General features: G+C 73.4%; 24 protein-coding genes. 9 read left to right on the forward strand and 15 right to left on the reverse strand.

From position 1 onward, the window contains the following. Positions 1-165 precede the first annotated feature (165 nt). The 3 genes from CP982_RS12390 to CP982_RS12400 form a co-directional block, all read right to left on the reverse strand. A complete protein-coding gene (locus tag CP982_RS12390; protein WP_184924964.1) occupies positions 166-873 on the reverse strand; it encodes a response regulator in 708 nt (235 codons plus the stop codon). Continuing rightward, entirely contained in the window at positions 870-2099 is a 1230-nt protein-coding gene (gene macS / locus CP982_RS12395) for a MacS family sensor histidine kinase (RefSeq protein WP_150510575.1), read from the reverse strand. Before macS ends, CP982_RS12390 begins: the two co-directional genes overlap by 4 nt. A 91-nt stretch (positions 2100-2190) precedes the next feature. Next, positions 2191-2982, reverse strand: a complete 792-nt coding sequence (locus tag CP982_RS12400) for a lysophospholipid acyltransferase family protein (protein WP_150510576.1) — start codon at positions 2980-2982, stop codon at positions 2191-2193. A gap of 222 nt (positions 2983-3204) precedes the next feature. Here CP982_RS12400 and CP982_RS12405 point away from each other — a divergent pair, with 222 nt between their 5' ends. Both CP982_RS12405 and CP982_RS12410 read left to right on the forward strand, forming a co-directional pair. Beyond that, the gene (locus tag CP982_RS12405; RefSeq protein WP_150510577.1) at positions 3205-3984 is read left to right on the forward strand and encodes an alpha/beta hydrolase; all 780 of its coding nucleotides are present in this window, start codon (positions 3205-3207) and stop codon (positions 3982-3984) included. Beyond that, positions 3977-4633 (forward strand): hypothetical protein, encoded by a 657-nt coding sequence (locus CP982_RS12410; RefSeq protein WP_372503352.1) that lies wholly within the window; start codon positions 3977-3979, stop codon positions 4631-4633. The genes CP982_RS12405 and CP982_RS12410 overlap by 8 nt, the downstream gene beginning before the upstream one ends. Here CP982_RS12410 and CP982_RS12415 read toward each other — a convergent pair. The 6 genes from CP982_RS12415 to CP982_RS12440 all read right to left on the reverse strand — a co-directional run bounded on the left by CP982_RS12415 (position 4630) and on the right by CP982_RS12440 (position 9648). Then, on the reverse strand, positions 4630-5409 hold the full coding sequence (locus tag CP982_RS12415; RefSeq protein ID WP_150510579.1) for an endonuclease/exonuclease/phosphatase family protein: 780 nt from the start codon (positions 5407-5409) through the stop codon (positions 4630-4632). The genes CP982_RS12410 and CP982_RS12415 overlap by 4 nt on opposite strands. Before the next feature lie 92 nt (positions 5410-5501). Then, positions 5502-6455, reverse strand: coding sequence for an ROK family glucokinase (locus CP982_RS12420; RefSeq protein WP_150510580.1), 954 nt, complete (start codon positions 6453-6455; stop codon positions 5502-5504). 52 nt (positions 6456-6507) lie between these two features. Beyond that, complete coding sequence (locus CP982_RS12425; RefSeq protein WP_150510581.1) at positions 6508-7041, reverse strand: DUF5304 domain-containing protein; 534 nt, start codon at positions 7039-7041, stop codon at positions 6508-6510. A gap of 69 nt (positions 7042-7110) precedes the next feature. Continuing rightward, complete coding sequence (locus CP982_RS12430) at positions 7111-8286, reverse strand: ArsA family ATPase (RefSeq protein WP_150510582.1); 1176 nt, start codon at positions 8284-8286, stop codon at positions 7111-7113. A gap of 74 nt (positions 8287-8360) precedes the next feature. Then, complete coding sequence (locus tag CP982_RS12435) at positions 8361-8795, reverse strand: SRPBCC family protein (RefSeq protein ID WP_150510583.1); 435 nt, start codon at positions 8793-8795, stop codon at positions 8361-8363. A gap of 82 nt (positions 8796-8877) precedes the next feature. Continuing rightward, a complete protein-coding gene (locus CP982_RS12440) occupies positions 8878-9648 on the reverse strand; it encodes a metallophosphoesterase family protein (RefSeq protein ID WP_150510584.1) in 771 nt (256 codons plus the stop codon). 331 nt (positions 9649-9979) lie between these two features. Between CP982_RS12440 and CP982_RS12445 the strand changes: the two genes are divergently transcribed. Next, positions 9980-11776 carry an AMP-dependent synthetase/ligase gene (locus CP982_RS12445; RefSeq protein ID WP_150510585.1) on the forward strand — a complete coding sequence of 599 codons (1797 nt, stop codon included), beginning with the start codon at positions 9980-9982 and terminating at the stop codon, positions 11774-11776. A gap of 156 nt (positions 11777-11932) precedes the next feature. Here the strand turns inward: CP982_RS12445 and CP982_RS12450 are convergent, their stop codons facing one another. Next, positions 11933-13075: a glycosyltransferase family 4 protein gene (locus tag CP982_RS12450; protein WP_150510586.1), complete on the reverse strand. Its 1143-nt coding sequence runs from the start codon at positions 13073-13075 to the stop codon at positions 11933-11935. A gap of 97 nt (positions 13076-13172) precedes the next feature. On the opposite strand from CP982_RS12450, the gene CP982_RS12455 reads away from it, so the two are divergent. Continuing rightward, on the forward strand, positions 13173-14504 hold the full coding sequence (locus tag CP982_RS12455) for a glycosyltransferase 87 family protein (RefSeq protein WP_229878923.1): 1332 nt from the start codon (positions 13173-13175) through the stop codon (positions 14502-14504). Here the strand turns inward: CP982_RS12455 and CP982_RS12460 are convergent. From CP982_RS12460 to CP982_RS12480, 5 genes are all read right to left on the reverse strand, one after another. Further along, positions 14461-15660 (reverse strand): hypothetical protein, encoded by a 1200-nt coding sequence (locus CP982_RS12460; RefSeq protein WP_229878922.1) that lies wholly within the window; start codon positions 15658-15660, stop codon positions 14461-14463. The two genes, CP982_RS12455 and CP982_RS12460, sit on opposite strands and share 44 nt — an antisense overlap. Positions 15661-15730: 70 nt before the next feature. Next, the gene (locus tag CP982_RS12465) at positions 15731-16768 is read right to left on the reverse strand and encodes a C40 family peptidase (RefSeq protein WP_150510587.1); all 1038 of its coding nucleotides are present in this window, start codon (positions 16766-16768) and stop codon (positions 15731-15733) included. A 229-nt stretch (positions 16769-16997) separates the two neighbouring features. After that, positions 16998-18062: a C40 family peptidase gene (locus CP982_RS12470; protein WP_150510588.1), complete on the reverse strand. Its 1065-nt coding sequence runs from the start codon at positions 18060-18062 to the stop codon at positions 16998-17000. Between the two features lie 214 nt (positions 18063-18276). Then, positions 18277-19626, reverse strand: a complete 1350-nt coding sequence (locus CP982_RS12475; protein ID WP_150510589.1) for an NYN domain-containing protein — start codon at positions 19624-19626, stop codon at positions 18277-18279. 35 nt (positions 19627-19661) lie between these two features. After that, complete coding sequence (locus tag CP982_RS12480; RefSeq protein ID WP_138959284.1) at positions 19662-19901, reverse strand: hypothetical protein; 240 nt, start codon at positions 19899-19901, stop codon at positions 19662-19664. A 165-nt stretch (positions 19902-20066) separates the two neighbouring features. On the opposite strand from CP982_RS12480, the gene CP982_RS12485 reads away from it, so the two are divergent. The 5 genes from CP982_RS12485 (at position 20067) to CP982_RS12505 (ending at position 23665) form a co-directional block, all read left to right on the forward strand. Then, positions 20067-20798 (forward strand): rhomboid family intramembrane serine protease, encoded by a 732-nt coding sequence (locus CP982_RS12485; RefSeq protein ID WP_150510590.1) that lies wholly within the window; start codon positions 20067-20069, stop codon positions 20796-20798. Continuing rightward, positions 20795-21076, forward strand: coding sequence for an Lrp/AsnC family transcriptional regulator (locus CP982_RS12490; RefSeq protein ID WP_055550052.1), 282 nt, complete (start codon positions 20795-20797; stop codon positions 21074-21076). Before CP982_RS12485 ends, CP982_RS12490 begins: the two co-directional genes overlap by 4 nt. A 78-nt stretch (positions 21077-21154) precedes the next feature. Next, the gene (locus tag CP982_RS12495; RefSeq protein WP_150510591.1) at positions 21155-21511 is read left to right on the forward strand and encodes a small secreted hydrophilic protein; all 357 of its coding nucleotides are present in this window, start codon (positions 21155-21157) and stop codon (positions 21509-21511) included. Between the two features lie 112 nt (positions 21512-21623). Then, entirely contained in the window at positions 21624-23006 is a 1383-nt protein-coding gene (locus tag CP982_RS12500) for a sensor histidine kinase (protein ID WP_150515442.1), read from the forward strand. Beyond that, entirely contained in the window at positions 23003-23665 is a 663-nt protein-coding gene (locus CP982_RS12505; protein ID WP_150510592.1) for a response regulator transcription factor, read from the forward strand. Before CP982_RS12500 ends, CP982_RS12505 begins: the two co-directional genes overlap by 4 nt. The last annotated feature ends 105 nt before the right edge of the window (positions 23666-23770 follow it).

Raw genomic sequence — 23770 nt, forward strand, 5'->3', positions numbered from 1 at the left:
GCCGCAGTTGCGCTGACGCGGGCCACGCTAATGGTGATCCGCGTCACTCCGGGATGGGGCGAACGGTGAATTCCCTTGTGTGGGGCGGGAGTTGCCGATGAGGCGATCGTTGCGGTTCACCCGAAGGAGGCACGCCCGGGGTCCCGCCCCGGGCGCACCCCGGGGTCACGCGTCGTCCGTGTCGAGGCCGCGCTCGATCGCGTACCGCACGAGCTCCACCCGGTTGTGGAGCTGGAGCTTGCCGAGGGTGTTCTGCACGTGGTTCTGGACCGTGCGGTGGGAGATGACGAGGCGCTCGGCGATCTGCTTGTAGCTCAGGCCCTTGGCGACCAGGCGGAGGACCTCGGTCTCGCGGTCGGTCAGGCGCGGGGCGCCCGGCTCGTCGGCGGCCGCGGACGCGGGCTCGGAGGCGAGGCGGCGGTACTCGCCGAGGACCAGGCCCGCGAGGCCGGGGGTGAAGACGGCGTCGCCGACGGCCGTGCGGCGGACCGCGTCGATCAGCTCGTCGGTGGACGCGGACTTCAGCAGATAGCCGGTGGCGCCGGACTTGACCGCCTCCAGGACGTCGGCGTGCTCGCCGCTCGCGGACAGGACGAGGACGCGCAGGGCCGGGTTGGCGCCGACGAGTTCCTTGCACACCTGGACGCCGGGCTTCAGGGGCAGGTTCAGATCGAGGACGAGGACGTCGGGGGCGGCGGCGCGGGCGCGGCGCACCGCCTGCTCGCCGTCGCCCGCGGTGGCCACCACGTCGAAGCCGGACTCGCCGAGGTCGCGGGCGACGGCGTCGCGCCACATCGGGTGGTCGTCGACGACCATGACCTTGACCGGGTCCGTGGCGTCCCGCTCCGTCGGTTCCTTGTGCTGTTCGCTCATGTCCGTGCTTCCGCCTTCCCCCGCGCGCCCTTCGGGACGCGTAGTTCCACTTCCGTTCCCTGGCCCGGTACCGAGATCAGCTCGGCCGTGCCGCCGATGTCCCGCAGCCGGCCGCGGATCGACAGGGCGACGCCGAGCCGCCCCTCCCCCTCGGCCTGTGCGAGCCGCCCCTCCGGGATGCCGGGTCCGTCGTCCCGGACGGTGACGATCACGGCGTCCGGTTCGTCCTCGACCAGGATCCAGGCCCGGGCTCCGGTCCCCGCGTGCCTGCGCACATTGTCCAGGGCGGCGCCGACGGCCGCCGCGAGCTCCCGGGCCGCGTGCGGGGCGAGCGGCACCGGGGCGCCGGGCTCCGACAGGGTGACCTTCGACCCGGCGTACGGCGTCAGGAGCGTCCGCAGGTCGCGCGGTCCGTCCTCGGCCGACGCCTCGTCCGGCTCGTCGACGACGCGGACGACGGCCCCGAGCGTGGCGTCCTCGCAGACGCGCGAGGCCGGTACCAGGCCGCCCGCGACCAGCGAGCGCAGGGCGACCTCCTGCTCGCCCGCCATCCGGCCGAGCTCGGCCGCCTCGCCGCCGATCGCCGTGCCCCGGCGCTGCACCATGGCGAGGACCTGGAGGACGCTGTCGTGGATGTCGCGGGCGAGGCGCTCGCGCTCGCGGGTCGCGGCCTCGATCTCCAGGGCCCGGGCGAGGGTCCGCTCGGAGGCGCGTGCCACCTCCACCACGTAGCCGATGGCGATGGAGGCGATGCAGACGAGCAGGACGTTGTGGACGGTGTCGCGGCTGAACGCGCCGCGCTGCACGACGTTCGCGACGCCGACGAGCAGCGAGGCGAAGGCCGCCCAGCGCCAGCCGCCCTTGATCGCGAAGGCGAGTACGGCGCCCGCGGTCCATATGGAGGGCAGCGTCGGGCCGCCGTCGGAGATCCGCTCGGCCGCGTCGGCGGCCCGGGTCAGCAGGATGCCGGTGAGGGCGACCGCGAGGTCGACGGCGAGGAAGCGCTTGGTGCAGCTCGCGGCGTTCGCGACCTTCGGCAGCGTGGCGAGGGTCCAGACGGCGAGCACCGCGAAGTAGGCGAAGGCGACCCAGGGCCGGGCGAAGTCGTCGTGCGCGGCGACGAACAGGGCGATGGCGTACAGCATCGTCAGGACCCGGTACCCGGTCAGCGCGCGCCACAGCGGCTGCTCGACCGACATCCTCATGACTCTCTCGCGCTTGGCCATGCCCCCCACCCCACGGGACGCCCGGTGCGTCCCTCTTGCACCGACGCCGCGAGGGGCCGGACCGTTCCGCTCCCCCCGCGTCCGCCCGGAACTACTCGGCTTCGAGCTTCTCCGCTGCGGCCTTCTCGGCCTCCGCCTTCTCGGCCTCGGCCTTCTGGGCTTCGGCCTTCTGGGCGCGCGCGAGGTCCTTGGCGGCTTCCTTCTCCGCCTTGGCCGCCTCCTGGATCTGACGCTTCGCGGCGGTGGCGTACACGTCGACGTACTCCTGGCCGGAGAGCTTCATGATCTCGTACATGACCTCGTCGGTGACCGCGCGCAGGACGAAGCGGTCGCCCTCCATGCCCTGGTAGCGGCTGAAGTCCAGCGGCTCGCCGATGCGGATGCCGGGGCGCATCAGCTTGGGCACGACCTTGCCGGGCGGCTGGATCTTCTCCGTGTCGATCATCGCCACGGGGATGACGGGCGCGCCGGTGGCGAGGGCCACGCGCGCGAGGCCGCCGGGCTTGCCGCGGTAGAGGCGGCCGTCGGGCGAGCGGGTGCCCTCCGGGTAGATGCCGAACAGCTCGCCGCGCTCCAGGACCTCGATGCCGCTCTTGATCGCGGCCTCGCCCGCGCCGCGCGCGCCGGAGCGGTCCACCGGGAGCTGGCCGACGCCCTTGAAGAAGGCGGCCGTCATCCGGCCCTTGATGCCGGGGGTGGTGAAGTACTCGGCCTTCGCGATGAAGGTGACCTTGCGGTCCAGGACCGCGGGCAGGAAGAAGGAGTCCGAGAACGACAGGTGGTTGCTGGCCAGGATGGCGGGGCCCTCGGCGGGAATGTTCTCGAGGCCTTCCACCCAGGGCCTGAAGGCGAGCTTCAGGGGCCCTCCGATGGAAAACTTCATTGCGCCGTAGATCAAACCGAGTGCCTCCTGTGTCTGTGGATCAGACCATAACCCGAGCGGGGCTCCCGCTCCCCCCGGAGCGGGGCCGCCGGGCCCCGTCCGGCGCCCGGAGCGGGGCCCGACGGACCTGGTCGGTGTCAGTCCGGTCGCGTACGGTGAGGTACTCCCCGAACGCGACGTGCCCCACCCCCAGAGCCTCATCTCTCACGAAGGAGACCGAAGGTGCCGGTCCTCCCCGGAGCCGAGCCGTACCGCCACGAGGGCGGCGAGGTCGGCGTCCTGCTGTGTCACGGTTTCACCGGATCCCCCCAGTCGCTGCGCCCCTGGGCGGAGTATCTGGCGGAGCGCGGCCTGACCGTGTCCCTGCCGCTGCTGCCAGGACACGGCACCCGCTGGCAGGACATGCAGGTCACGGGCTGGCAGGACTGGTACGCGGAGGTGGACCGCGAGCTGCGCCTGCTCCTCGAGCGCTGCACGGAGGTGTTCGTCTTCGGGCTCTCCATGGGCGGCGCCCTGTCGCTGCGGCTCGCGGCCAAGCACGGCGACGCGGTGCGCGGCGTCGTCCTCGTCAACCCGGCGAACAAGGTGCACGGCCTGGCGGCGCACGCCCTGCCCGTCGCCCGCTTCCTGCTGCCCACCACCAAGGGCATCGCGAGCGACATCGCCAAGGACGGCTCGGAGGAGATCGGGTACGACCGGGTGCCGCTGCACGCCGCGCACTCGATGCGCCGCTTCTTCCGCCTCGTGGATGGCGAACTGCCCCAGGTCACCCAGCCGTTGCTGCTCCTGCACAGCCCGAACGACCACGTGGTGCCGCCCGCCGACTCCGCCCGGATCCTCAGCCGCGTCTCGTCCACGGACGTCACGGAGATCCTGCTGGAACAGAGCTACCACGTCGCGACGTTGGACCACGATGCGGACCGGATCTTCGAGGAGAGCTACGGATTCATCGGCCGGCTCGCCCCCAGCGCAGGCAAGGAAGGGACGGCCACCGGTGGCTGAGCAGCAGGACCGCGACGAGAGCCGCGAGCCCGACGAGCGGGCCGCACCCCCGGGCGAGGAGCGCGCGGTGCCCCTGGACGAGGACGCCGCCTGGCGGGCCATCGTCGCGGGGTACGGAGAGGAGCCCGCGGACCCGCCCGGCGCCAAGCCGTTCAAGTCCGTGGAGGACCTGGCCCTCCTGGAGACGGAGGCCAACGGCACGCCGGACGACGAGCCGCGCCCCGACCTGTCCAAGGACACCGGCGACAAGACCGGTGGCAAGCCCGGTGACAAGAGCGGCGGCGACGCGGCCCGCCCGCTCGGCAGCTCCGTCTCCTTCGCCCCCGGAGTCGGCGGCGCGGGCCCGCGGGACTACACCGGGGCCGAGCCCTCGGACGACGACTTCGACGAGGGCGACGAGGGCCACTTCGTGCCGCCCGAGCCGCCGCCCCTGCCGGACGCGGACGTCACCGCCAAGTTCGCCTGGCTCGCGGTGATCGGCGGTCCGCTGCTGCTCCTGCTCGCCGTGCTGCTCGGCTGGCAGATGACGTGGTGGCTGACCACGATCGGCATCGGCGGCTTCCTCGGCGGCTTCGCGACGCTGGTGGCCCGCATGAAGAGCGGCGACGACGAGGAGAACGACGACCCGGGCCGCGGAGCGGTGGTCTAGCCCGTCGGCTCCTGGCTCGCGGCGGGCACCCTGAGCGCCGCAAGCACCGGCAGGTGGTCCGTGGCCGCCCTCAGATCCTCGTCGCGTACGCCGGGGTGGCCCAACGGGACGCCGCAGCCGAGGACTTGGATGCCCGGCGTGGCGAAGACCGCGTCGATGCGCTGGTGCGGGTCGGCCGGCGTCGAGGTCTGTTCCCCGCCCCAGGGAGCGGTCGCCCAGCAGTCCTGGAGGCCGTCGGCGAGCCTGCGGAAGGTGCGCCCGCCGGGGCGGTCGTTGAGGTCGCCGCCCGCCACCGCGTGCGGTACGCCCATCCCGGCGAGCCGGTCGAGGAGCATGCCGCCCTGTGCGTAGCGCTCCTCGCCCTGCAGGCTCAGATGGCAGCTCAGGACGCCGAGCCGGGCGCCGCCGAAGCGGACGACGGCCGTCGCGAAGCCGCGCCGGTGCAGGCCCGGCGTCAGCGGGAGCAGCACGTCCTCGGTCCGCTCGACGGTGGCCCGCAGCGAGCAGAGCAGCGCGGGGCCCGCCGCGGTGCCGCCGCCGGAGAGCATCACCAGATCGCTGGCGCGGGCGAGCCGCGCGAGCTTCTTGCGCCAGCGGAAGAACCGGGGCGCCTCCTGGACGAGGACCAGGTCGGGCTCGCACGCGGCGACGACGCGGGCGAGCGCGTCGGTGTCGTCGCGCATCGAACGGATGTTGTAGCTGAGCACCCGGATGACGGCCGAACCATCGGCTTCGGTGCGGGAGTTGGGCAGCGTACGCGTCGGGCTCGTGGGCATGGCGATCAAGATACGGGAACGCCGGGTGGGCCGGAGTCATCCGGCCCACCCGGCGTTCCCAAGGCGGTGTGCTGAGCCCCGCCGCACGCGGCTCACATCACCGGGTCGGGCTCCCTGGCGAGGTCGGCCGCGCCGACCAGGCCCGCCTTGTTGCCGAGCTGGGCGGCGATCACCTTGGCCTCGGGGCGCCACTGCGCACCGACGAGCCAGCGCTTGAAGGACCTGCGGATCGGGTCGAGCACCAGCTCGCCCTCGTCCGAGAGGCCGCCGCCGATGATGAACGCCGACGGGTCGAAGAGCGAGGCGAGGTCCGCGAGGCCCGCGCCGACCCAGCGGGCCAGCTCGCGGTAGGAGTCCACGGCGACCAGGTCGCCCTGGCGCGCGGCCATGGAGATGTGCTTGCCCTCGATGCCGTCGGGGGTGCCGTCGCCCAGCGAGAGGAGGTACTCGGCGTTCTCCGGGGCGGCGTTGGCACGCTGCTTCGCGTACCGCACGAGGGCGCGGCCCGAGGCGTACTGCTCCCAGCAGCCCTGGCTGCCGCAGCCGCACAGCAGACCGTCCGGCACCATGCGGATGTGGCCGAACTCGGCGGCGACGCCGAAGTGGCCGCGGCGCAGCTTGTTGCCGATGATGATGCCGCCGCCGAGGCCGGTGCCGAGCGTGATGCAGATGGCGTTGCGGTGGCCCTTGCCGCCGCCGAACTTGTACTCGCCCCAGGCGGCCGCGTTGGCGTCGTTCTCGACCACCACCGGCAGGCCGACGCGGTCTTCGACCTTGTCCTTGAGCGGTTCCTGGCGCCAGTCGATGTTCGGCGCGAAGTAGACCGTGGACCGCTGGCGGTTGACGTATCCGGCGGCGCCGATGCCCACGCCGACGATCTCGTGCCCGGCTCGCGCGCCTTCCACGGCGGAGGCGATCGCGTCGACGATGGCCTCGGGGGTGCCCGGAGTGGGCACCTTGAACGTCGACAGGATGTGACCGTCCTCGTCGACCACTCCGGCCGCGATCTTCGTGCCGCCGATGTCGACGCCGATGGTGAGTCCCATGTATCCCTCAGTTCGATCGAGCCCCGCTACGGCCCACCGTACCGGAGGGGGGTCAGTCCAGATCGATGTGTTCCCCGGGTCCGGGGCCGTCTTCGGGACGCCCGGAGCCGTCCGGGGCGGCGGTGCGGCCCCCCTCGTCGCGGGTCCAGCGGCCCTCCTGGCCCGTGACCGCGCTGCGGTAGGCGGCGAGGAGCTCGGAGCCCGCGGCGGCGAGGTGGTCGAAGACGTCGGGGTTCCGTTCGATGACGGGCTCGACCGCGGCCTTGGCCTGCCGGACGACCTGCTGCACCGTCTCCTGCACGGCGCCCTGGGCGACCGCGCCGAGCAGCGGGGCCTGGAGGCCGGACAGCTTCTCCGATACGGCGTCGACGAGCTTGCGCAGCTCTTCGGCGGCGGACCCGGGCGGGGGTCCGTACTGCGCGCGGCGGCGGGCCTTCTCCGCCGCGAGGTCCTCGGCGCACGCGGTCGCCCAGGCGTCGTCGTCGGGGGCGGCGTCCTCATGGGGCCCGGGCCCCTGGGGGGCGGCGTCCCGCGGACGCTCCGGCTCGGACGCGTCGTGCGCGTCACGCTCAGTGGCATCGCTCATGGCGGGCTGACTCCTGCGCAGGGCCGACGATTTCGTACTCTCGACGTTACCCGAACGGCGGTACGACGTTCACCGGGTCCGGGGCCACAGGTCCGGGTCCGGGGTGAAGCGGACGTGCAGACCGCCGTCGCGCAGGCCCGCTCCGCTGACGGTGCAGCGGCGAAGCGCGGACGGCAGCGAAACGATCCGGCGGAAGGGGCCCGCGGTCACCACGAGTTCGTCGCCGCGCCGCACCAGGCCGAGGTCGTCGCGGACGGCTCCGGGCAGCGGGATGGTCCAGATCAGCCGGGACTCCTCGGCGCGCGCGTCGGTGACGGGCCAGTCGAGGGGCGCGGGCGCGGGCCCCGGGGCCGCCGGGCGCAGCGCCACCAGGTCGTCGAGGCCGCGCGGGTCCTGACCCAGGTGCGGGACGCGGTGCGTGGGGTGGGCGGCGTCCCACTCGGCCAGGGCCTTGTGCTGCTGGGCGCGGAGCGCGGCGAGCCAGGGGGCGTCGCCGCCCTCGGGCAGCACGCGGTTGGCGACGACGCCGTCCAGGCGCAGTCCGTGCAGGGCGAGGCCGAGCACGGTGCGGGCCACGGCCTCCACGGCTGCGGGGCCCGGTTCGACGACGAGGCGCACGCTGGTGCCCGGGGCGTCGAGCAGGCTCCGCGCGGCGGCGAGCCGGGCGTCCCAGCGGGCCGCGTTCTCGTACAGGGAAGCGGCGGGCACGGGGACGCCCGCGAGGCGGCCGAGGACCGGGCGGAGGGCGCGGGCCGCCTGCCGCTCCGGGGGCAGCAGGCGGCGCAGATAGCGGCGCAGCTGTTCGGGCAGGGCGAGCAGGGCGAGGGCGCGGGGCGCGGCGGGCAGGTCGACGACGACGGTGTCGTAGGTGCCGTGCGCGCCCTCGCCGACGGCGCGCAGGGTGCGCAGCAGGGCCAGTTCCTCGGCCCCCGGCAGCGGGGTCAGCTCTTCGCCGTCGAGGCGGTCGGCGCCGAGGAGGTCGAGGGCGGACCCGGCGTGCTCCTGCAGGGCGAGCAGGTCGTCGCGGAAGGAGCCGTCCGGGTCCGGGCGCAGCGCCGTCAGGCCGTCGGTGACGGCGCTCGGGCGGGGGCCCGTGGGGGTGCCGAGGGCCGTGCCGAGGGTGTCCTGGGGGTCGGCGGAGAGCACCAGGGCGCGGTGGCCCGCGCGGGCGGCGGCGAGGGCGGTGGCCGCCGCGAGGGTGGTCCGCCCGGCGCCGCCGGGGCCGGTGATGAGGAGGGTGCGCATGCGTTGTGTACGTTCCTGTCCGCGGCCTCGTCGTGGCTGGTCGCGCAGTTCCCCGCGCCCCTACAGGGGCGGGATTACTCCGTCTCCACCCGCTGCTTCAGGCCCGCCAGGGCGCGGTCGATGATGACCTTCTCCGCCTTGCGCTTGATCATCCCGAGCATGGGGATCTTGACGTCGACGGTGAGCCGGTAGGTGACCTCGGTGCCCGTGCCGGCCGCCCTGAGGAGGTAGGAGCCCTCCAGGGAGCGCAGCATCTGGGACTTGACGAGGGTCCAGGAGACCTCGTGCTCGCCGGCCCAGGTGTAGGCCAGGGTCTGGTCGTCCTTGATCGCGCCCGCGTCCATGACGAGGCGGACCTGCTCGGCGCGGCCCGCGTCGTCCGTCGCGAGGACCTCGGCCTGCTTGACCTCCCCGGTCCATTCCGGATAGCGCGCGAAGTCGGCGATCACGCCCATGACGTCGGCCGGTGCCGCCTCGATCGTGATGCTCGAGCTGGTGTGTTCCGCCATCGCCGTGGCTCCTCCAGATGCGGTCCGGTACAGGCTGATGTGTCTGCCGCGTGAAGGCTACCTCGGGCGTCGCGGGCGTACGTCACCACTCCAGGGCCCAGGGCCGCCCGGCGCTCGCGAAGTGCCCGACGTTGACGCACTCCGTCGACCCGATCCGCATCCTCCGGACGAGCGGCTGGTGGACGTGGCCGAAGAGCGAGTAGCGCGGCCGGGTCCTGCGGATGGCGTCGAGCAGGGCGCGGCTGCCGCGCTCGAAGCGGCGGGCCACGGTGTCGTAGACGAGCTCGGGGACCTCCGGCGGGATGTGCGTGCACAGCACGTCCACCTCGCCGACCGCCTCGATCTTGGCGGCGTACTCCTCGTCGCTGATCTCGTAGGGCGTGCGCATGGGGGTGCGCAGGCCGCCGCCGACGAAGCCGAAGACGCGGCCGCCGATCTCCACCCGCTCGCCGTCGAGGACGGTGGTGCCGGGCCCGGCGTATTCAGGCCAGAGACGTGGGATGTCGACATTGCCGTACGTGGCGTACGTCGGGGCGGGAAAGGCCGCGAACAGTTCCGCGTACTGCCTGCGGACCGCGCTCTCCACGGCGGGGCCGCGGTCGATGCCCGCCCACAGGGAGGCGCCGAACGTGCGGGCCTCCTCGAAGCGGCGCGCGGTGCGCAGCTCGACCAGGCGGGTGGCGTTCTCCTTGCCGAACAGGTCCGGGAAGATGCCGCGCGCGTGATCCGCGTAGTCGAGGAAGAGCACGAGATCGCCCAGGCAGACGACGGCGTCGGCGCCGTCGCCCGCGCGGGCCAGATCCTTGGCGTTGCCGTGCACGTCACTGACCACATGGACCCGGAAACCTGGCATGCCGGTCACCCTAAGCCGCGCGGTGCGGGGCGGGACAGGGCGGGGTGTGGGGCCGGGCGCGGCGGGGGGACCTGCGGTTACTTCCGAGTCAGGAAGTGCGTGGCGTACTGTGCGGTTCAGACCACAACGTCGTGTGACGCACGGAACATCTGGCCCGGCCCCCCTACCGAACCAGCCATACCGGTGGGTAACGTCCGGGCAGTCCAGTAGCGCTCGGCTCCCTCGACGAACCCCCCGTAAGCCCCCTCGGCTGAGCGCCTGCCCGACCTTGGACCGCACCGTCGCATCGCACAACGTCGTGGCGTCGGCGCCCTATGTAGGAGCAGCAGTCTTGCGCGAGTTCAGCCTTCCGGCCCTGTACGAGGTCCCCGCGGACGGCAATCTGACCGACATCGTCCGCCGCAACGCCGCGCAGCATCCGGATGTCGCCGTCATCGGTCGCAAGGTGAACGGACGTTGGGAGGACGTCTCGGCGACGGCCTTCCTCGCCGAGGTGCGGGCCGCCGCCAAGGGGCTGATCGCGGCGGGCGTCGGGCCGGGCGACCGGGTGGGCCTGATGTCCCGCACGCGCTACGAGTGGACGCTGTTCGACTTCGCGATCTGGAGCGCGGGCGCGGTCACCGTGCCGGTGTACGAGACCAGCTCGGCCGAGCAGATCCAGTGGATCCTCGGCGACTCGGGCGCCGTGGCCTGCGTCGTCGAGTCGGACGCGCACGCGGAGGCCGTGGAGTCCGTGCGCGACCGCCTGCCGGCCCTCGCGCACGTGTGGCAGATCGACCGGGACGCCGTGGCGGAGCTGAACCGGACGGGCGCGGAGGTCTCCGACGAGACCGTCGACGAGCGCAGCGCGGTCGCGGGCGCCGACGACCCGGCGACCATCGTCTACACCTCGGGCACCACGGGGCGCCCCAAGGGCTGCGTCCTGACCCACCGCAGCTTCTTCGCGGAGTGCGGCAACGTGGTGGAGCGGCTCAATCCGCTGTTCCGCACGGGCGAGTGCTCGGTGCTCCTCTTCCTTCCCGTCGCGCACGTCTTCGGCCGCCTGGTGGAGGTGGCCGCCCTGATGGCCCCCATCAAGCTGGGCCACGCCCCCGACATCAAACACCTCACGGACGAACTGGCCGCGTTCCGGCCGACGTTGATCCTGGGGGTGCCGCGCGTCTTCGAGAAGGTCTACAACGGGGCGCGCGCCAAGGCCCAGGCCGACGGCAAGCTCAAGATCTTCGACAAGGCCGCGGACACGGCGATCGCGTACAGCCGCGCGCTCGACGCGCCGGGCGGCCCTTCCCTGGGCCTGCGCCTGAAGCACAAGCTCTTCGACAAGCTCGTCTTCAGCAAGCTGCGGGCCGTCCTCGGCGGGCGCGGCGAGTACGCCATCTCCGGCGGCGCCCCGCTGGGCGAGCGCCTCGGCCACTTCTTCCGCGGCATCGGCTTCACCGTCCTGGAGGGCTACGGCCTCACCGAGTCCTGCGCGGCCACCGCCTTCAACCCCTGGGACCGGCAGAAGATCGGCACGGTCGGGCAGCCGCTGCCCGGCTCGGTCGTGCGCATCGCCGACGACGGCGAGGTGCTGCTGCACGGCGAGCACCTGTTCAAGGAGTACTGGAACAACGAGGGCGCCACCGAGGAGGCCCTCGCCGACGGCTGGTTCCACACCGGGGACATCGGCACGCTCGACGAGGACGGCTATCTGCGGATCACCGGCCGCAAGAAGGAGATCATCGTGACGGCGGGCGGCAAGAACGTCGCGCCCGCCGTCATCGAGGACCGCATCCGCGCGCACGCCCTCGTCGCCGAGTGCATGGTCGTCGGGGACGGGCGCCCCTTCGTGGCCGCGCTCGTCACGCTCGACGAGGAGTTCCTCGGCCGGTGGGCCCAGGAGCACGGGAAGCCCGCCGGGGCCACGGCGGCCTCGCTGCGGGAGGACCCCGAGCTGCTCGCCGCGGTGCAGCGCGCCGTGGACGACGGGAACGCGGCGGTGTCCAAGGCCGAGTCCGTACGCAAGTTCCGGGTCCTGTCCGCGCAGTTCACGGAGGACTCCGGGCACCTGACGCCGTCCCTGAAGCTGAAGCGCAATGTAGTCGCCAAGGACTACGCGGACGAGGTCGAGGCCCTGTACCGGGGGTAGCCCGCGCGGCTTGATCGGCGCTCCGCGCCTCGTCCTCAAACGCCGGACGGGCTGGATGGTTGCCGGTGCGGACCGGATCTCGTCTGCGGCCCGCACCGGAGATCTTTCAGCCCGTCCGGCGTTTGAGGACGAGGCCGCAGGCCGATGAGGGCGGGGCTACAGCAAGTCGCGCAGCCTCTCCGCCAGGAGGTCCCAGCGCCAGCGCTCCTCGACCCAGGCGCGGCCCCGCTCCCCCATCCGCCGGCGCAGCTCCGCGTCGGCGAGCAGCGCGACGATCCGCTCGGCCGCGTCCTCGGGGGACCCGCCCCGGACGACCCAGCCGGTCTCCCCGTCGAGGACGGCGTCGGGTGCCCCGCCGGAGTCCCCGGCGACGACGGGCAGGCCGGTGGCGGAGGCCTCCAGATAGACGATGCCGAGGCCCTCGACGTCGAGCCCGCCGCGGCGGGTCCTGCAGGGCATGGCGAAGACGTCCCCCGCGCCGTAGTGGGCGGGCAGCTCGGCCCACGGCACGGCCCCGGTGAACACCACGGAGTCCGCGACCCGCGTCTCGGCGGCGAGCTTGCGCAGCTCCTTCTCGTACGGCCCGCCGCCCACGATCAGCAGCACCGCGTCCGGCTCGGCGGCGAGTATCCGGGGCATGGCGAGGATCAGGGTGTCCTGGCCCTTGCGGGGGACGAGCCGGGACACGCAGACCACGACGGGGCGGTCGGTGAGGCCGAGGCGTGCCCGCACCGCGTCGCCGCCGGAGCCGGGGTGGAAGGTCTTCTCGTCGACCCCGGGCGGGAGTTGGACCATGCGCCCGGCCGCGGCGGGCGTCAGCGCGGCGGCGATGCGCGAGCGCGTGTACTCGCCGAGGTAGGTGAGGGTGTCCGTGGACTCGCCGATGCGGCCGAGGAGCTGACGGGACGCGGGCAGCTGGGCCCAGCCCGCCTCGTGCCCGTGCGTCGTCGCCACCAGGCGCCGCGCCCCGGCCTTGCGCAGCGCGGGCGCCATCAGGCCGAGCGGCGCCGCCGCGCCGAACCACACCGACGTACAGCCGTGTTCGCGCAGGAGCGAGACGGCGCGGCCGGTCACGCGGGGCGTGGGCAGCAGCATCGTCGTCCGGTCGCGGACGACCGTGAAGGGCTGCTCGGCGTCGAAGGCGGCGGTGGCCTCGGCGCCCTCGCGGCCGCGCTTCCAGGTGGAGGCGTAGACGACGAGCTCGGCCGGGTCCAGGCGCAGCGCCATGTTGTGCAGGAACGCCTGGATGCCACCGGGCCTGGGCGGGAAGTCGTTCGTGACGATCAGGGTCTTGTGCATCGCGGCTGACAGTACCGGCCGGGCGCCCCCGCGCGCCGCACGGCCCCGCCTCACACGGGCCCGCCCCCGGCCCGGGCATGATGACGAACGAATAGGAATGAAGTATCAGAAAACGGGCGAGGTGCGCATGGCGGGCACGAGCACGAACGCGAGCACGAACGCTGACGCGGACACGACCGCGGCCCCGGCCCCCGCGCCCCGGACCGGCGCCCACGAGCTGCGTCTCCTGGCCGTCTGGACCCTGACCAGGGCCGTGCTGCTGCTGTGCGTCTTCCGCGTGATCGTCACGCCAGGACCCGACGTCACCAGCGACGTCACCTTCATCTACCAGGGCTGGTTCGAGGTCCTGCGCACCGGCACGTTCCCGCTCGACGACGTCACCTGGCAGTACCCGCCCGCCGCGGCGCTCGCGGTGCTCGGGCCCGGCCTTCTGCCGTTCCTCAGCTACCCCGCCGCGTTCTTCCTGCTCTCGTTCGTGGCGGACGCGGTGGTGACGGGCCTGTTGCTGTACGCGGGCGGACGGCCGGGCCGCACGCTGCGCGGGGTGTGGGTGTGGACGGCGGGCGTGGCGCTGCTCGGCCCGACCGCCTACGCCCGGTACGACCTCATGGTGACGGCCCTCGCGGTCGCCGCCCTGCTCGCGGGGGCGCGCCGGGCCCGCGCGGCGGGGGCCCTCGCCGGCTTCGGCGCGCTGGTGAAGGTGTGGCCGGTGCTGCTGCTCGTGGGCGCCCCGCGCGGCCGGGCGACGCGGCGCTCCTGGGGCGCGGCGGCGGCCACGGCGGCCGCGGTCACGGTGGTGTTCGCCGCGGCGATGCCGGGCGCCCTCGCCTTCCTGGCCTTCCAGCGCGACCGGGGCACGGAGGTGGAGTCGCTCGGCGCGCTCGTCTTCCACGTGGCGCGCCACCTGGGCTGGCAGGGCACCGTGCAGCTCAACTACGGCTCGGTGGAGTTCCTCGGCCCCTACGTCCCGGCGGTGAGCACGGCGGCGCAGGTCCTCTCGGTGGCGGCCCTCGGCTGGCTGCTCCTGTGGCGGGCGCGGGCCCGCGCCTGGTCGGTGACCACGCCCGCGGACGCGGCCTTCGCCGCGGTGCTGCTCTTCACCACGACGAGCCGGGTGATCAGCCCGCAGTACCTGGTGTGGCTGGTCGGCGTCGCGGCGGTGTGCCTGGTGTACCGGGACAGCCGCATGGCCGTGCCCGCCCGGCTCGTGCTCGCCGCCACGCTCGTGACGTTCCTGGAGTTCCCCGTCTGGTTCTCGCACGTGGTGGCGAGCGATCCGCTCGGCGTGACGCTGCTCGTCGTCCGCAACGGCCTGCTGGTGGCGGCGGCGTTCCTGGCCTGCCGGACGCTGTGGCGGCAGACGGTCGCCGGGGCCGCCCCGGAGGTCAGCCCAGTTCCCGCCGCAGATAGTCCCGCCAGCGCGCGGTGAAGTCCTCGGGGCCGATGTCCAGGACGTCCCGCAGTTCCTCGGCCACCGCGCCCGCGCGCTCGTCGTGGGCGCCGACGGCCGCGTAGAACTCCACGAGCTTCCGCTCGCCCCACTGCTCGGCGATCATCCGGCAGGCCAGCCAGGACCCTTCGTACGCCCGGGAGAGGCGGCTCGCGTCGCCGCTGAAGCCGAAGTCCGCGTCGTCGGGGAGCGCGGCGGGCAGCGAGCCGTCCACGACCGCGCGGCGCAGCTCCGGGGCGGCCTGCTCGGGGTCGCGGCCCGTCCCCCGGTAGCCGACCCAGTCCGCGAAGCCCTCGGAGAGCCACAGCGGGGTGGCCCGCGAGGTGTCGGCGCGGGTGGCGACGTGCGTGGCCTCGTGCGTGAGGACGACCTGCTTGCCGAGGTCGCCGAGGACGCCGTACGCGTCGGGGTTGATGATGATCCGGTCGGCGGGGGCCGTGCCCGAGCCGCCCGCCTCGCCCGTGGTCACCGCGGCGATGCCCTGGTAGCCGGAGGCGGGCGCGCCGAGCAGGTCGGCCATGCCGTCCAGGGACCTCGGGACGAGCACCACGACCCGGCCCGCCCACGGGCGCGGCCAGGCGGCGCTCACGTCGGGCACCGCGTCGTCGGCGAGCCGCGCGTACCGTCTGAGGTCCGCGCGCTCCCTGCCGACGCCTAGGACCAGGCTGTGGGTGCCGCGCACGGACTCGACGCGGCCCTGGTCCCAGAGCTGCTCGGCGGCCTTGCGCGCGGGCCGCTCGGAGCTGACGTACCACCGGCCGTCGCGCTGGCGCAGGGCCAGCGCGCGGTCCACGGTGAGCGGCGCCCGGTCGTAGCCCGCGACGCGGTAGCGCAGTTCGGCGGTGGCGGTGGCCCGTGCCCCGTCGCGGTCGAAGTCCTTCAGGCGGTACGACCACGACCGCAGCGGCAGCTCGCGCACGTTGTCGAACGCGGTGAACGGGCCGCCCGTGGCCCGGTAGGCCCGCTCGTCGCGGTCGAGCACCGCCGCGGCCCGCCGGTCGAGGAGGTGGCGCACCCCGTCGGGCACGGCGTCCGCCGACTCGGGGCCGCCGCAGCCCGCGAACGCGAAGGGGGCGAGCACCGCGAGCCCGAGTCCCGCCGCCCGCACGCCACGCCCACGTCGTCGACCAGCCACGTTGTCGATCGTACGGGGGCCGGGCGCGCCGCCCGCGGCCGACGGCGGCCCACCCGCGCAATCGCGTCACTCAGACGCGTGTCACGGACGACACCGGCATCATGCCCACCGGGTCGTAGCGCACCGCGGCGCCCGGATAGGGCGCGTGCACCACCTGGCCGTTGCCCACGTACATCCCGACGTGGCTGGCGTCGTCGCGATAGGTGACCAGGTCACCGGGTTGCGCCTGGGCGAGCGGGACCTGCGTCCCGGCGTACCGCTGCGCCTGCGAGGTGCGCGGCAGGCCGACGCCCGCCTGTGCGTACGACCACTGGGTGAGGCCCGAACAGTCGAAGCCGGAGGGGCCGTTGGCGCCCCACACATAGGGCTTGCCGACCGCCGAGCGGGCCGCGGCGATGGCGGCGGCCGCGCGCGAGGACGCCGGGGCCCCGGCGCCGGAGAGGTCGGGCCTTGACTCGCCGCCGCCCGCGGAGCGCGAGGACCTGTCGTACTCCTCGCGCTGTGCCGCCGAGAGGGAGTTGAGCAGCCGCCGGGCCTTGGCCAGCTTGTCCTCGACGGAGCGCTTGTGGCGGGCGACGGTCTTGCGGCTCGACTCCAGTTCGGCCAGTTTGCGTCCCGCCTCGGCGCGCTCCTGGGCGAGGGCCCGCTGGGCGCGCTGGAGCTTGGTGAGGTGGCCGGTCTGCCGGGAGCTGATGCGGTCGAGGGCCGAGGCCTTGTCGAGATAGGCGTCCGGGTCGGAGGAGAGCATGAGGGCGAGCGAGGGGTCGATGCCGCCCGAGCGGTACTGGGCCTCGGCGAGCGTGCCGATCGTGCCGCGCATCTCGTTGATGCGCTCCTGGCCGCGGGCGACCTTGTCCTTGGACCGCTCGACCTGGCGGCGCAGCGTGTCCGCGCGCTCGTCCGCCTTGTTGTACGCCTCCGTCGCCTGCTCTGCCTGCTCGTAGAGCCGGTCCACCCTGGCCTTTGTCGCAGCCGGTGTGTCGGCGGGGGCGGCGCTCGCGGGGACCGCGAGGGCCGCGGCCGCGGTGGCGGCGGACAGCACGGTGACGGTGGCGGTGCGCGCGCTCCGGTCGAGGCCGGTGATGGCGGGACGGCGATGGGACCCCACGGGTAGCCGCTCTCCCTTCCGCTGGACGGACCCCCGCGGAAGCGGAAGCCGCACCCCGGTTGTCGGGGAACGCGCGCGACAGTAGCCGCGCGATCAGGTCGCGGCCAAAGACCCTCGGTGCCTACGCACGGTGACGCCCCGCCTCAGACGCAGGTCATCGGCGGGGCGCGGGGTCACTGGAAGGTGGCGGAATTCGCCCGATCGGGCGGTGCCGCTACGGCCGTCGGGGTCAGATCCGGACGCCGAACTGGAACGGCATGTTGTTGATCGACTCGTAGCGCACCACGGCGCCGGTGCGCGGGGCGTGCAGCACCTGGCCGTTGCCCGCGTAGAAGCCGACGTGGTGCAGGTCGCCGTAGAAGATGACCAGGTCGCCGACCTTGAGGTCGCTCTGCGACGCGATGCGGGTGCCGAAGTTGGCCTGGGCCTGCGAGGTCCGGGGTATGGAGACGTCGGCCTGGGCGTAGGCCCAGGAGGTCAGGCCGGAGCAGTCGAAGGAGCTGGGGCCGCTGGCGCCGTAGACGTACGGCGAACCGATCTTGCTCTGCGCCGCGGCGTACGCCGCCATGGTGCGGCTGGAGCCCTTGACGCCGCCCTTGGGCGCGTCCGTCTTGGGCGCGTCGGCCGCGTCCGACGCCTTGCGCTCGGCGTCGCGGCTGGCGCGGTCCTCCTTGGCCTTGAGGGCCGCGCGCTCCTTGGCGGACAGCGAGTTGAGCAGGCGCTGCGCCTCGCCGAGCTTGCCCTGGACCTCGCGCTTCTTCTTGCCGAGCTCCTCGCGCGTGGTGGCGAGGTCGGCGAGCTTGTCGGAGGCCTCCTTGCGCTGCTGCGCGAGGGTGCGCTGCTTCGCCTGGATCTTCTTGAGGGCCTCGGCCTGCTTGGTGCTCAGCTGGTCGAGCGCGGAGGCCTTGTCCAGATAGCTGTCCGGGTCCGAGGAGAGGAACAGCTGGAGCGAGGGGTCGATGCCGCCGGAGCGGTACTGCGCGCTGGCGAGCGAACCGAGGCCGCTGCGCATGTCGTTGAGGTCGTCCTGGCCGCGGGCGACCTTGTCCTGGAGGCGGTCGACCTGCTTCTCCAGCTTCTGCTGCTTCTCCTTGGCGCCGTTGAACTTCTCGGTCGCCTTCTCCGCCTCTTCGTAGAGCTTGTCGACCTTGGACTTCACCTCGTCCTTGCTCGGCTTCTCGCTCGGCGCGGCGTTGGCGGCCTGCGAGGTGAGCGCCACGGCAGCGGCGGCGGTCGCGGTGAGCACGGTCACGCGGGCGCGGCCCGGCTGCTTGAGACGACGGTGGGAAGCCACGAAGGCGGCTCCTTCGATGAGTGATCAACAGAGCGGAGGTCTGGCCGCGACCCTAGTGACCCCGTTGTGATCAGATCAAATCCTGACCGCGATAAATTCGGTCAACGAGCGTTTTCTTTACAGTTGATCGACGGACGGTAGCGGTCACTTGACGCTCCGTCGCATGCGACAGCGGTCCAATTCGGGCATAGGGAACGCCAGTTGCGGATCCCGGCTAGCCGCGCGTAAGCCGCTTCAGGAGCACCGCGGACGCCACGGGCCGCGCCCCGGCCTTGGCGATGCCGTCGGCCACCTCGCGGTCGGTCGAGGCGACGATCACCGGCCGCCCGGGCGGCTCGGCGCGCACGAGCTGGCGGATCAGCTCGTCCGCCGTGACGCCCGGCTTCGAGAACAGCACCCGGACCCCGCGCGGCGGCGCGAGCAGCACCGGCGCGGCCAGCTCGGCGCCGTCGAAGACGCAGGTGACCTCGGCCCCGGTCTGCAGCGCGAGCTGCGAGAGCGAGCCGAGCAGGCGAAGCCGCTGCTTGTCCAGGGGCATCGTGGGATAGCCGGTCTTGGTGACGTTGTAGCCGTCGACGACCAGGTGCGCCTGCGGCAGCGCGAGCAACTGGTCCAGGATCGCCGGGTCGTTCTCGGACAGGGCGCGGGCCGCGATGTCCTTGGGCGTCATCCGGCCCGGCTCGACGGCGTCCACGGTCTCGGCCGGGCGCACCGAAACCGGCGGAAGCGCGAGTTCGCGGCGCAGCCCCTGGGCCGCGTCGAGCACCGTGTCGAGCAGCAGGCGCAGCCGCATGTCCTCGACGCTGCGGCCCTCGCGCGCGGCCCTGCGGGCGGCCTCAAGGGCCGCCTCGGCCTCGCTGAGGCGGGACTTGAGGCGCCGGGTCTCGCTGTCGGCCGCCGAGAGCTGCGTCTGGTCCTCGGCGCGCGCCGCCTCGGCGTCGGCGGCGGCCTTGCGCAGGGCCGCCTCGCCGCGTTTGACGTCGCTGAGTGCCCCGCGCAGCTTGCGGTGCATCGATTCGGCTTCCTTCTTCGCCGCGTCCAGCTCCGCGCGCAGGCGCTCGGTCTCGGCCTTGGTGTGGGCGCGGGCGGCGGCGAGCTCCGCGCGCAGGCGCTCCAGCTCGGCCCGGGTCTCCTCGTCGGCGCGCTCGGCGTCCGCCCGCTGGGCCTCCTCGCCCGCGGCGGTGACGAGCTTCACCCAGCCGGTGGGGCGCAGCACATAGGCGGCGGCCGCCACGTCAAGGGGGTCGGCGGCGGGCGGCGGGGTGCCCGCGTCCAGGGCGCCGGTCAGCTCGGGCTGGGCCTCCCGCAGGCGTTCGCCGATGCGCTGGCGGAACACCGGGTCGTTCTCCAGGGCCGCGGCCATGGCGTTGCCCGCGAACTTCACGCGCCTGGTGGGCGTGAAGCGCGCGTACTGCCGCAGCTGCGGCGGCAGTTCGCCCACCGTGAGCCCGCCGAAGCCGTCCGACACGATCTGTACGACCGCCCGCCGCACGCCGTCGGGCAGCGGACGGTCGAGCACCTCGGCGGCGCCGTCCTCCGGCGCTTCGCCCGCGCTCTCCACCATCGGTCACCCCACTAGCTGTGCGGGGCCCGCTCCCGTCAGGAGCCGGCCCCGGGCCTGTCCACGAGTTCCACCTGGTCCACCGCGTTGCACCAGCGGCAGCGGACCGACTCGATGGTCTCACTGACCACCTCGCGTTCCTCGACGTTCGGCTCTCCGGCCAGGTCGAGGTGCACGTATTCGACGACCTTCGAGGAGCGGGTCACGTCGAACCGCGTGAGGTTGCCGCAGAGCGTGCAGCGCCATCGGGTGGTGTCGGTCGGCAGGGGAACCGTCATCGTGACGTTCGCTTTCCTTCGGGAGGCCGTGATGCGTATTTCCCGTAACCCTAAGGCCTGCGTAAGGACCACCGTGCGCACCTCTGGAGGGTGCCCCTCCGGCGCACGGGTCCACCCGGGCGAGGCGGTCTGTACCGTTTGGCTCGCTTACGCCATGCTCTGCGCATGATCAACACGTGGGGCGCGGCGACGGGCCGTGCGCTCAGGCACCCGACCGCCCCGGTGACGTACGCGCTGATCGCCGTCTGCTGCGTCGTCTTCGTCCTGTCGCCGCTGTCCGGGCTCAACCCCTCGTACGGCACGGGCGACCGGATCGTCGCCGCCCAGCAGGCCTACTTCGAACGCTGGGGGGTGGTACCCGTCGAACTCCTCAGCGGCAAGCCGCGCGCCGCCCTCACCCCTCTGACGGCCCTGTTCGTGCACGGCAGCTGGCTCCACCTCCTGGGCAACATGCTGTTCTTGTACGTGTTCGGGGTCATGGTCGAGGAACGCATGGGCCACCTCCAGTACGCGCTCTTCACCGTGGGCTGCGGTTGTCTCGCCCTGTTCGGCTACGCCGTCGCGCACGCCGGGTCGGGCCAGACGCTCGTCGGCGCCTCCGGGGCGATCTCCGCCGTGCTCGGCGCCTTTCTCTATCTCTTCCCGAAGGCGCGCGTCACCAGCCTCTTCCCGTTCCTGTTCTTCCTGCCCCTGCGGTTTCCGGCCTGGGTGGTGCTGCCGTTCTGGGTGGCGCTCCAGTGGGTGGCGGCGGGGCAGCAGCGGCAGGGGCCCGGCGTGGCCTATCTGGCGCACCTGGTGGGCTTTTCGCTCGGGTTTGTCTACGCCTGGGTGCGCTGTCGGCGGGCGGATAGAGTGAAAGCCTCAGGACCGGCCACCGAGGGAGACAGCCAGCCGTGATCACCGCGATCGTGCTCATCAAGACCAGCGTGGACCGGATCCCGGAGATCGCCGAGTCGATCGCCGCCCTCGACTGCGTCAGCGAGGTCTTCTCCGTCACGGGCACGTACGACCTGATCGCCATGGTCCGGGTGGCCCGCCACGACGACCTGGCGGACGTCATCCCCGGCCGGATCAGCAAGATCCCGGGCGTCGAGGGGACGGACACGCACGTCGCGTTCCGTACGTACTCACAGCACGACCTGGAGGCCGCGTTCGCGATCGGCCTCGACTCCTGACGGCGGGCGCCGCCGGATGAGGGTTTCTTCATCCCCGGCTCATCCTGATGACGCGGTACGCCCCGCACGCTCGCTGCCATGGTCTTCTCCCACCGCATGGCAGCCCTCGCGGCCGTCGTGGCGATCCCCCTCGGCATCGCCGCGACCAGCTACGCCCTGACGGACTCCCCCGCGGAGCCCAAGGTCCCGCCCAAGGTGGAGCTGGAGAGCGGCTCCCCGTCGGGCACGCCGGCGGCGCCGGAGCCCACCCCGAGCGACCAGGTCGTCGACCGGCCTCCGGTCAGCGAGAGCTCCGAGGAGAGCGGGAACGGCAAGGGCGGCACGGGGAACGCGGATGACGATGACGACGACCGGGGCTCCGGATCCGGCACCCCCGGGAAGCCGGGAGACGACGCGGACGACGACGCCGACGACGGACCGGGCGACGACGGCTGACCCCCACGGCTCCCCCGGCCCCCCGGACTCCCCCGAGCCCCCCGGCTCCCGGGGAGCCGTGCGCCGCCGCATCTCCGCGCGCGTGCGCATCCTGCTGTGGCTGCTCGTGGTGATGGCGGTCGCGTTCGCCGCGGTCGCCGCGACCACCCGCTCGATCCTGCTGCGCGACGTCGACCACCGGGTGAACCGGCTGCTCACCCAGGAGACCGGGGAGTTCACCCACTTCGAGGACCGGGGCGTCGACCCGGTGACCGGCGATCCCTTCACCGACCCGCGCCGCCTCCTCAAGGTCTTCCTTGAGCGGCAGTACGCCGACCCGGGCGAGGAGCTGATCGGCCTCGTCCGCCGCCCCGGGCAGGGCCCCGCCCAGCTCACCCAGGCCCGTGAGCTGTCCGTGGCGCACCCGCTGCACCGCGACCCCGCGGCCCGCCGCCAGATCTTCGCGGCCGAGGGCTCCACCGGCACCCTCGAGCGGCCCTCCGGCGAGCTGCGCTGGGCCAAGGTCGAGGTGGCCCCGCACGGCGGCGAGCCGGAGGCGGCCTTCGTCGTCGCCTTCCACCCGGGCGGCGAACAGGCCAAGGCGGACGACGTGTTCCGCATCCTCCTGGCCATCTCCGGCGTGGCGCTGCTGCTCACGACCGGCATCGGCTGGGTGGTCGCCGGGCGCATCCTCAAGCCGGTCCGCCTGGTGCGCACCGCCGCCGCCCAGCTCACCGAGCAGGACCTGACCCGGCGCATCCCGGTGCGCGGGCACGACGACGTCGCCGCGCTCGCCGGGACGTTCAACGGCATGCTGGACCGCCTGGAGCGGGCCTTCGCCGCGCAGCGCGAGTTCGTCGACGACGCCGGGCACGAGCTGCGCACCCCGATCACCATCGTCCGCGGCCACCTGGAGCTGATGGGCGACGACCCGGCCGAGCGCGAGGAGACCGTGCGCCTGGTCACCGACGAGCTGGACCGGATGAGCCGCATCGTGGAGGACCTGCTCCTCCTCGCCAAGGCCGAGCGCCCGGACTTCATCACCCCGGAGCCGGTGCGGCTCGCCGAGCTCACCGCCGACGTCTTCGTCAAGGTCCGCACGCTCGGCGAGCGCCGCTGGGAGCTGGCCGAGGTCGCCGACCGCGAGGCCGTCCTCGATCCGCAGCGCATCACCCAGGCCATGGTCCAGCTCGCCCAGAACGCCGTGCAGCACACCACCCGCGGCGAGCGCATCCGCGTGGGCTCCCGCGTCGCGGGCCGGCGCATCGAGCTGTACGTGGCCGACAGCGGGCCCGGCGTCCAGGCCCAGGACGCCGAGGTCATCTTCGAGCGCTTCCGGCGCGGCACGTCCCGGCGCGGCGCCCGCACCAGCGGCGCGGGCCTGGGGCTCGCCATCGTCCGCGCGATCGCCGAGGCCCACGGCGGCCGGGTGGGCCTCGACGCCACCGAGGGCGGCGGCGCCACCTTCGCCCTCACCCTGGAACTCGTCCGCCCCCTGGAAGAGGTACGCACGTGAACCGCATCCTCATCGTCGAGGACGAGGAACGCATCGCCTCCTTCGTCGAGAAGGGCCTGCGCGCCAACGGCTTCACCACCACCGTGGTCGGCGACGGCGACGCCGCCTTCGCCTACGCCGTCACCGGCGGCTTCGACCTGGTCGTCCTGGACATCGGCCTGCCCGGCCGCGACGGCTTCACCGTGCTGCGCGAACTGCGCGAGGCCCGGGTGACGGTGCCGGTGATCGTGCTGACCGCCCGGGACTCCGTGCGGGACACGGTGGCCGGTCTCGAGGGCGGCGCCGACGACTGGATGACCAAGCCGTTCCGCTTCGAGGAACTCCTCGCCCGGGTGCGCCTGCGGCTGCGCACGGCGGCGCGGGCGCCGGAGGTGACGGTCCTCAAGTCGGGCTCGCTCTCGCTGGACCTGCGCACCCGCAGGGCCCGCTCCGGGGAGCGGACGGTGGACCTGACGGCCCGTGAGTTCGTGCTCCTGGAGCTGTTCCTGAGACACCCGGGGCAGGTGCTCGCCCGCGAACAGATCCTGTCCCACGTGTGGGGGTACGACTTCGACCCCGGGTCCAACATCGTGGACGTCTACGTACGGGCGCTGCGCAAGAAGCTGGGCGCGGAACGCCTGGAGACGGTGCGCGGGATGGGGTACCGGCTGCCCGCCTGAGCCGTGGCCCGAGCCGTGCTCCGGCCCCCTCGCCGAGGCGGGCGCGCTCGGTGAAGTTTCCTTCATGTGGGGCTCATTGAGGGCTCACCGCGCCCCGCGACGCTG

It is taken from the genome of Streptomyces spectabilis (assembly GCF_008704795.1).
Lineage (GTDB): Bacteria > Actinomycetota > Actinomycetes > Streptomycetales > Streptomycetaceae > Streptomyces > Streptomyces spectabilis.

Coding starts and splice junctions, on each gene's coding strand:
- CP982_RS12390 (WP_184924964.1), bottom strand. CDS start 873: ATGAGCGAACAGCACAAGGAACCGACGGAGCGGGACGCCACGGACCCG.
- macS (WP_150510575.1), bottom strand. CDS start 2,099: ATGGCCAAGCGCGAGAGAGTCATGAGGATGTCGGTCGAGCAGCCGCTG.
- CP982_RS12400 (WP_150510576.1), bottom strand. CDS start 2,982: ATGAAGTTTTCCATCGGAGGGCCCCTGAAGCTCGCCTTCAGGCCCTGG.
- CP982_RS12415 (WP_150510579.1), bottom strand. CDS start 5,409: ATGCCCACGAGCCCGACGCGTACGCTGCCCAACTCCCGCACCGAAGCC.
- CP982_RS12420 (WP_150510580.1), bottom strand. CDS start 6,455: ATGGGACTCACCATCGGCGTCGACATCGGCGGCACGAAGATCGCGGCC.
- CP982_RS12425 (WP_150510581.1), bottom strand. CDS start 7,041: ATGAGCGATGCCACTGAGCGTGACGCGCACGACGCGTCCGAGCCGGAG.
- CP982_RS12430 (WP_150510582.1), bottom strand. CDS start 8,286: ATGCGCACCCTCCTCATCACCGGCCCCGGCGGCGCCGGGCGGACCACC.
- CP982_RS12435 (WP_150510583.1), bottom strand. CDS start 8,795: ATGGCGGAACACACCAGCTCGAGCATCACGATCGAGGCGGCACCGGCC.
- CP982_RS12440 (WP_150510584.1), bottom strand. CDS start 9,648: ATGCCAGGTTTCCGGGTCCATGTGGTCAGTGACGTGCACGGCAACGCC.
- CP982_RS12450 (WP_150510586.1), bottom strand. CDS start 13,075: ATGCACAAGACCCTGATCGTCACGAACGACTTCCCGCCCAGGCCCGGT.
- CP982_RS12455 (WP_229878923.1), top strand. CDS start 13,173: ATGAAGTATCAGAAAACGGGCGAGGTGCGCATGGCGGGCACGAGCACG.
- CP982_RS12475 (WP_150510589.1), bottom strand. CDS start 19,626: ATGGTGGAGAGCGCGGGCGAAGCGCCGGAGGACGGCGCCGCCGAGGTG.
- CP982_RS12480 (WP_138959284.1), bottom strand. CDS start 19,901: ATGACGGTTCCCCTGCCGACCGACACCACCCGATGGCGCTGCACGCTC.
- CP982_RS12485 (WP_150510590.1), top strand. CDS start 20,067: ATGATCAACACGTGGGGCGCGGCGACGGGCCGTGCGCTCAGGCACCCG.
- CP982_RS12495 (WP_150510591.1), top strand. CDS start 21,155: ATGGTCTTCTCCCACCGCATGGCAGCCCTCGCGGCCGTCGTGGCGATC.
- CP982_RS12500 (WP_150515442.1), top strand. CDS start 21,624: ATGGCGGTCGCGTTCGCCGCGGTCGCCGCGACCACCCGCTCGATCCTG.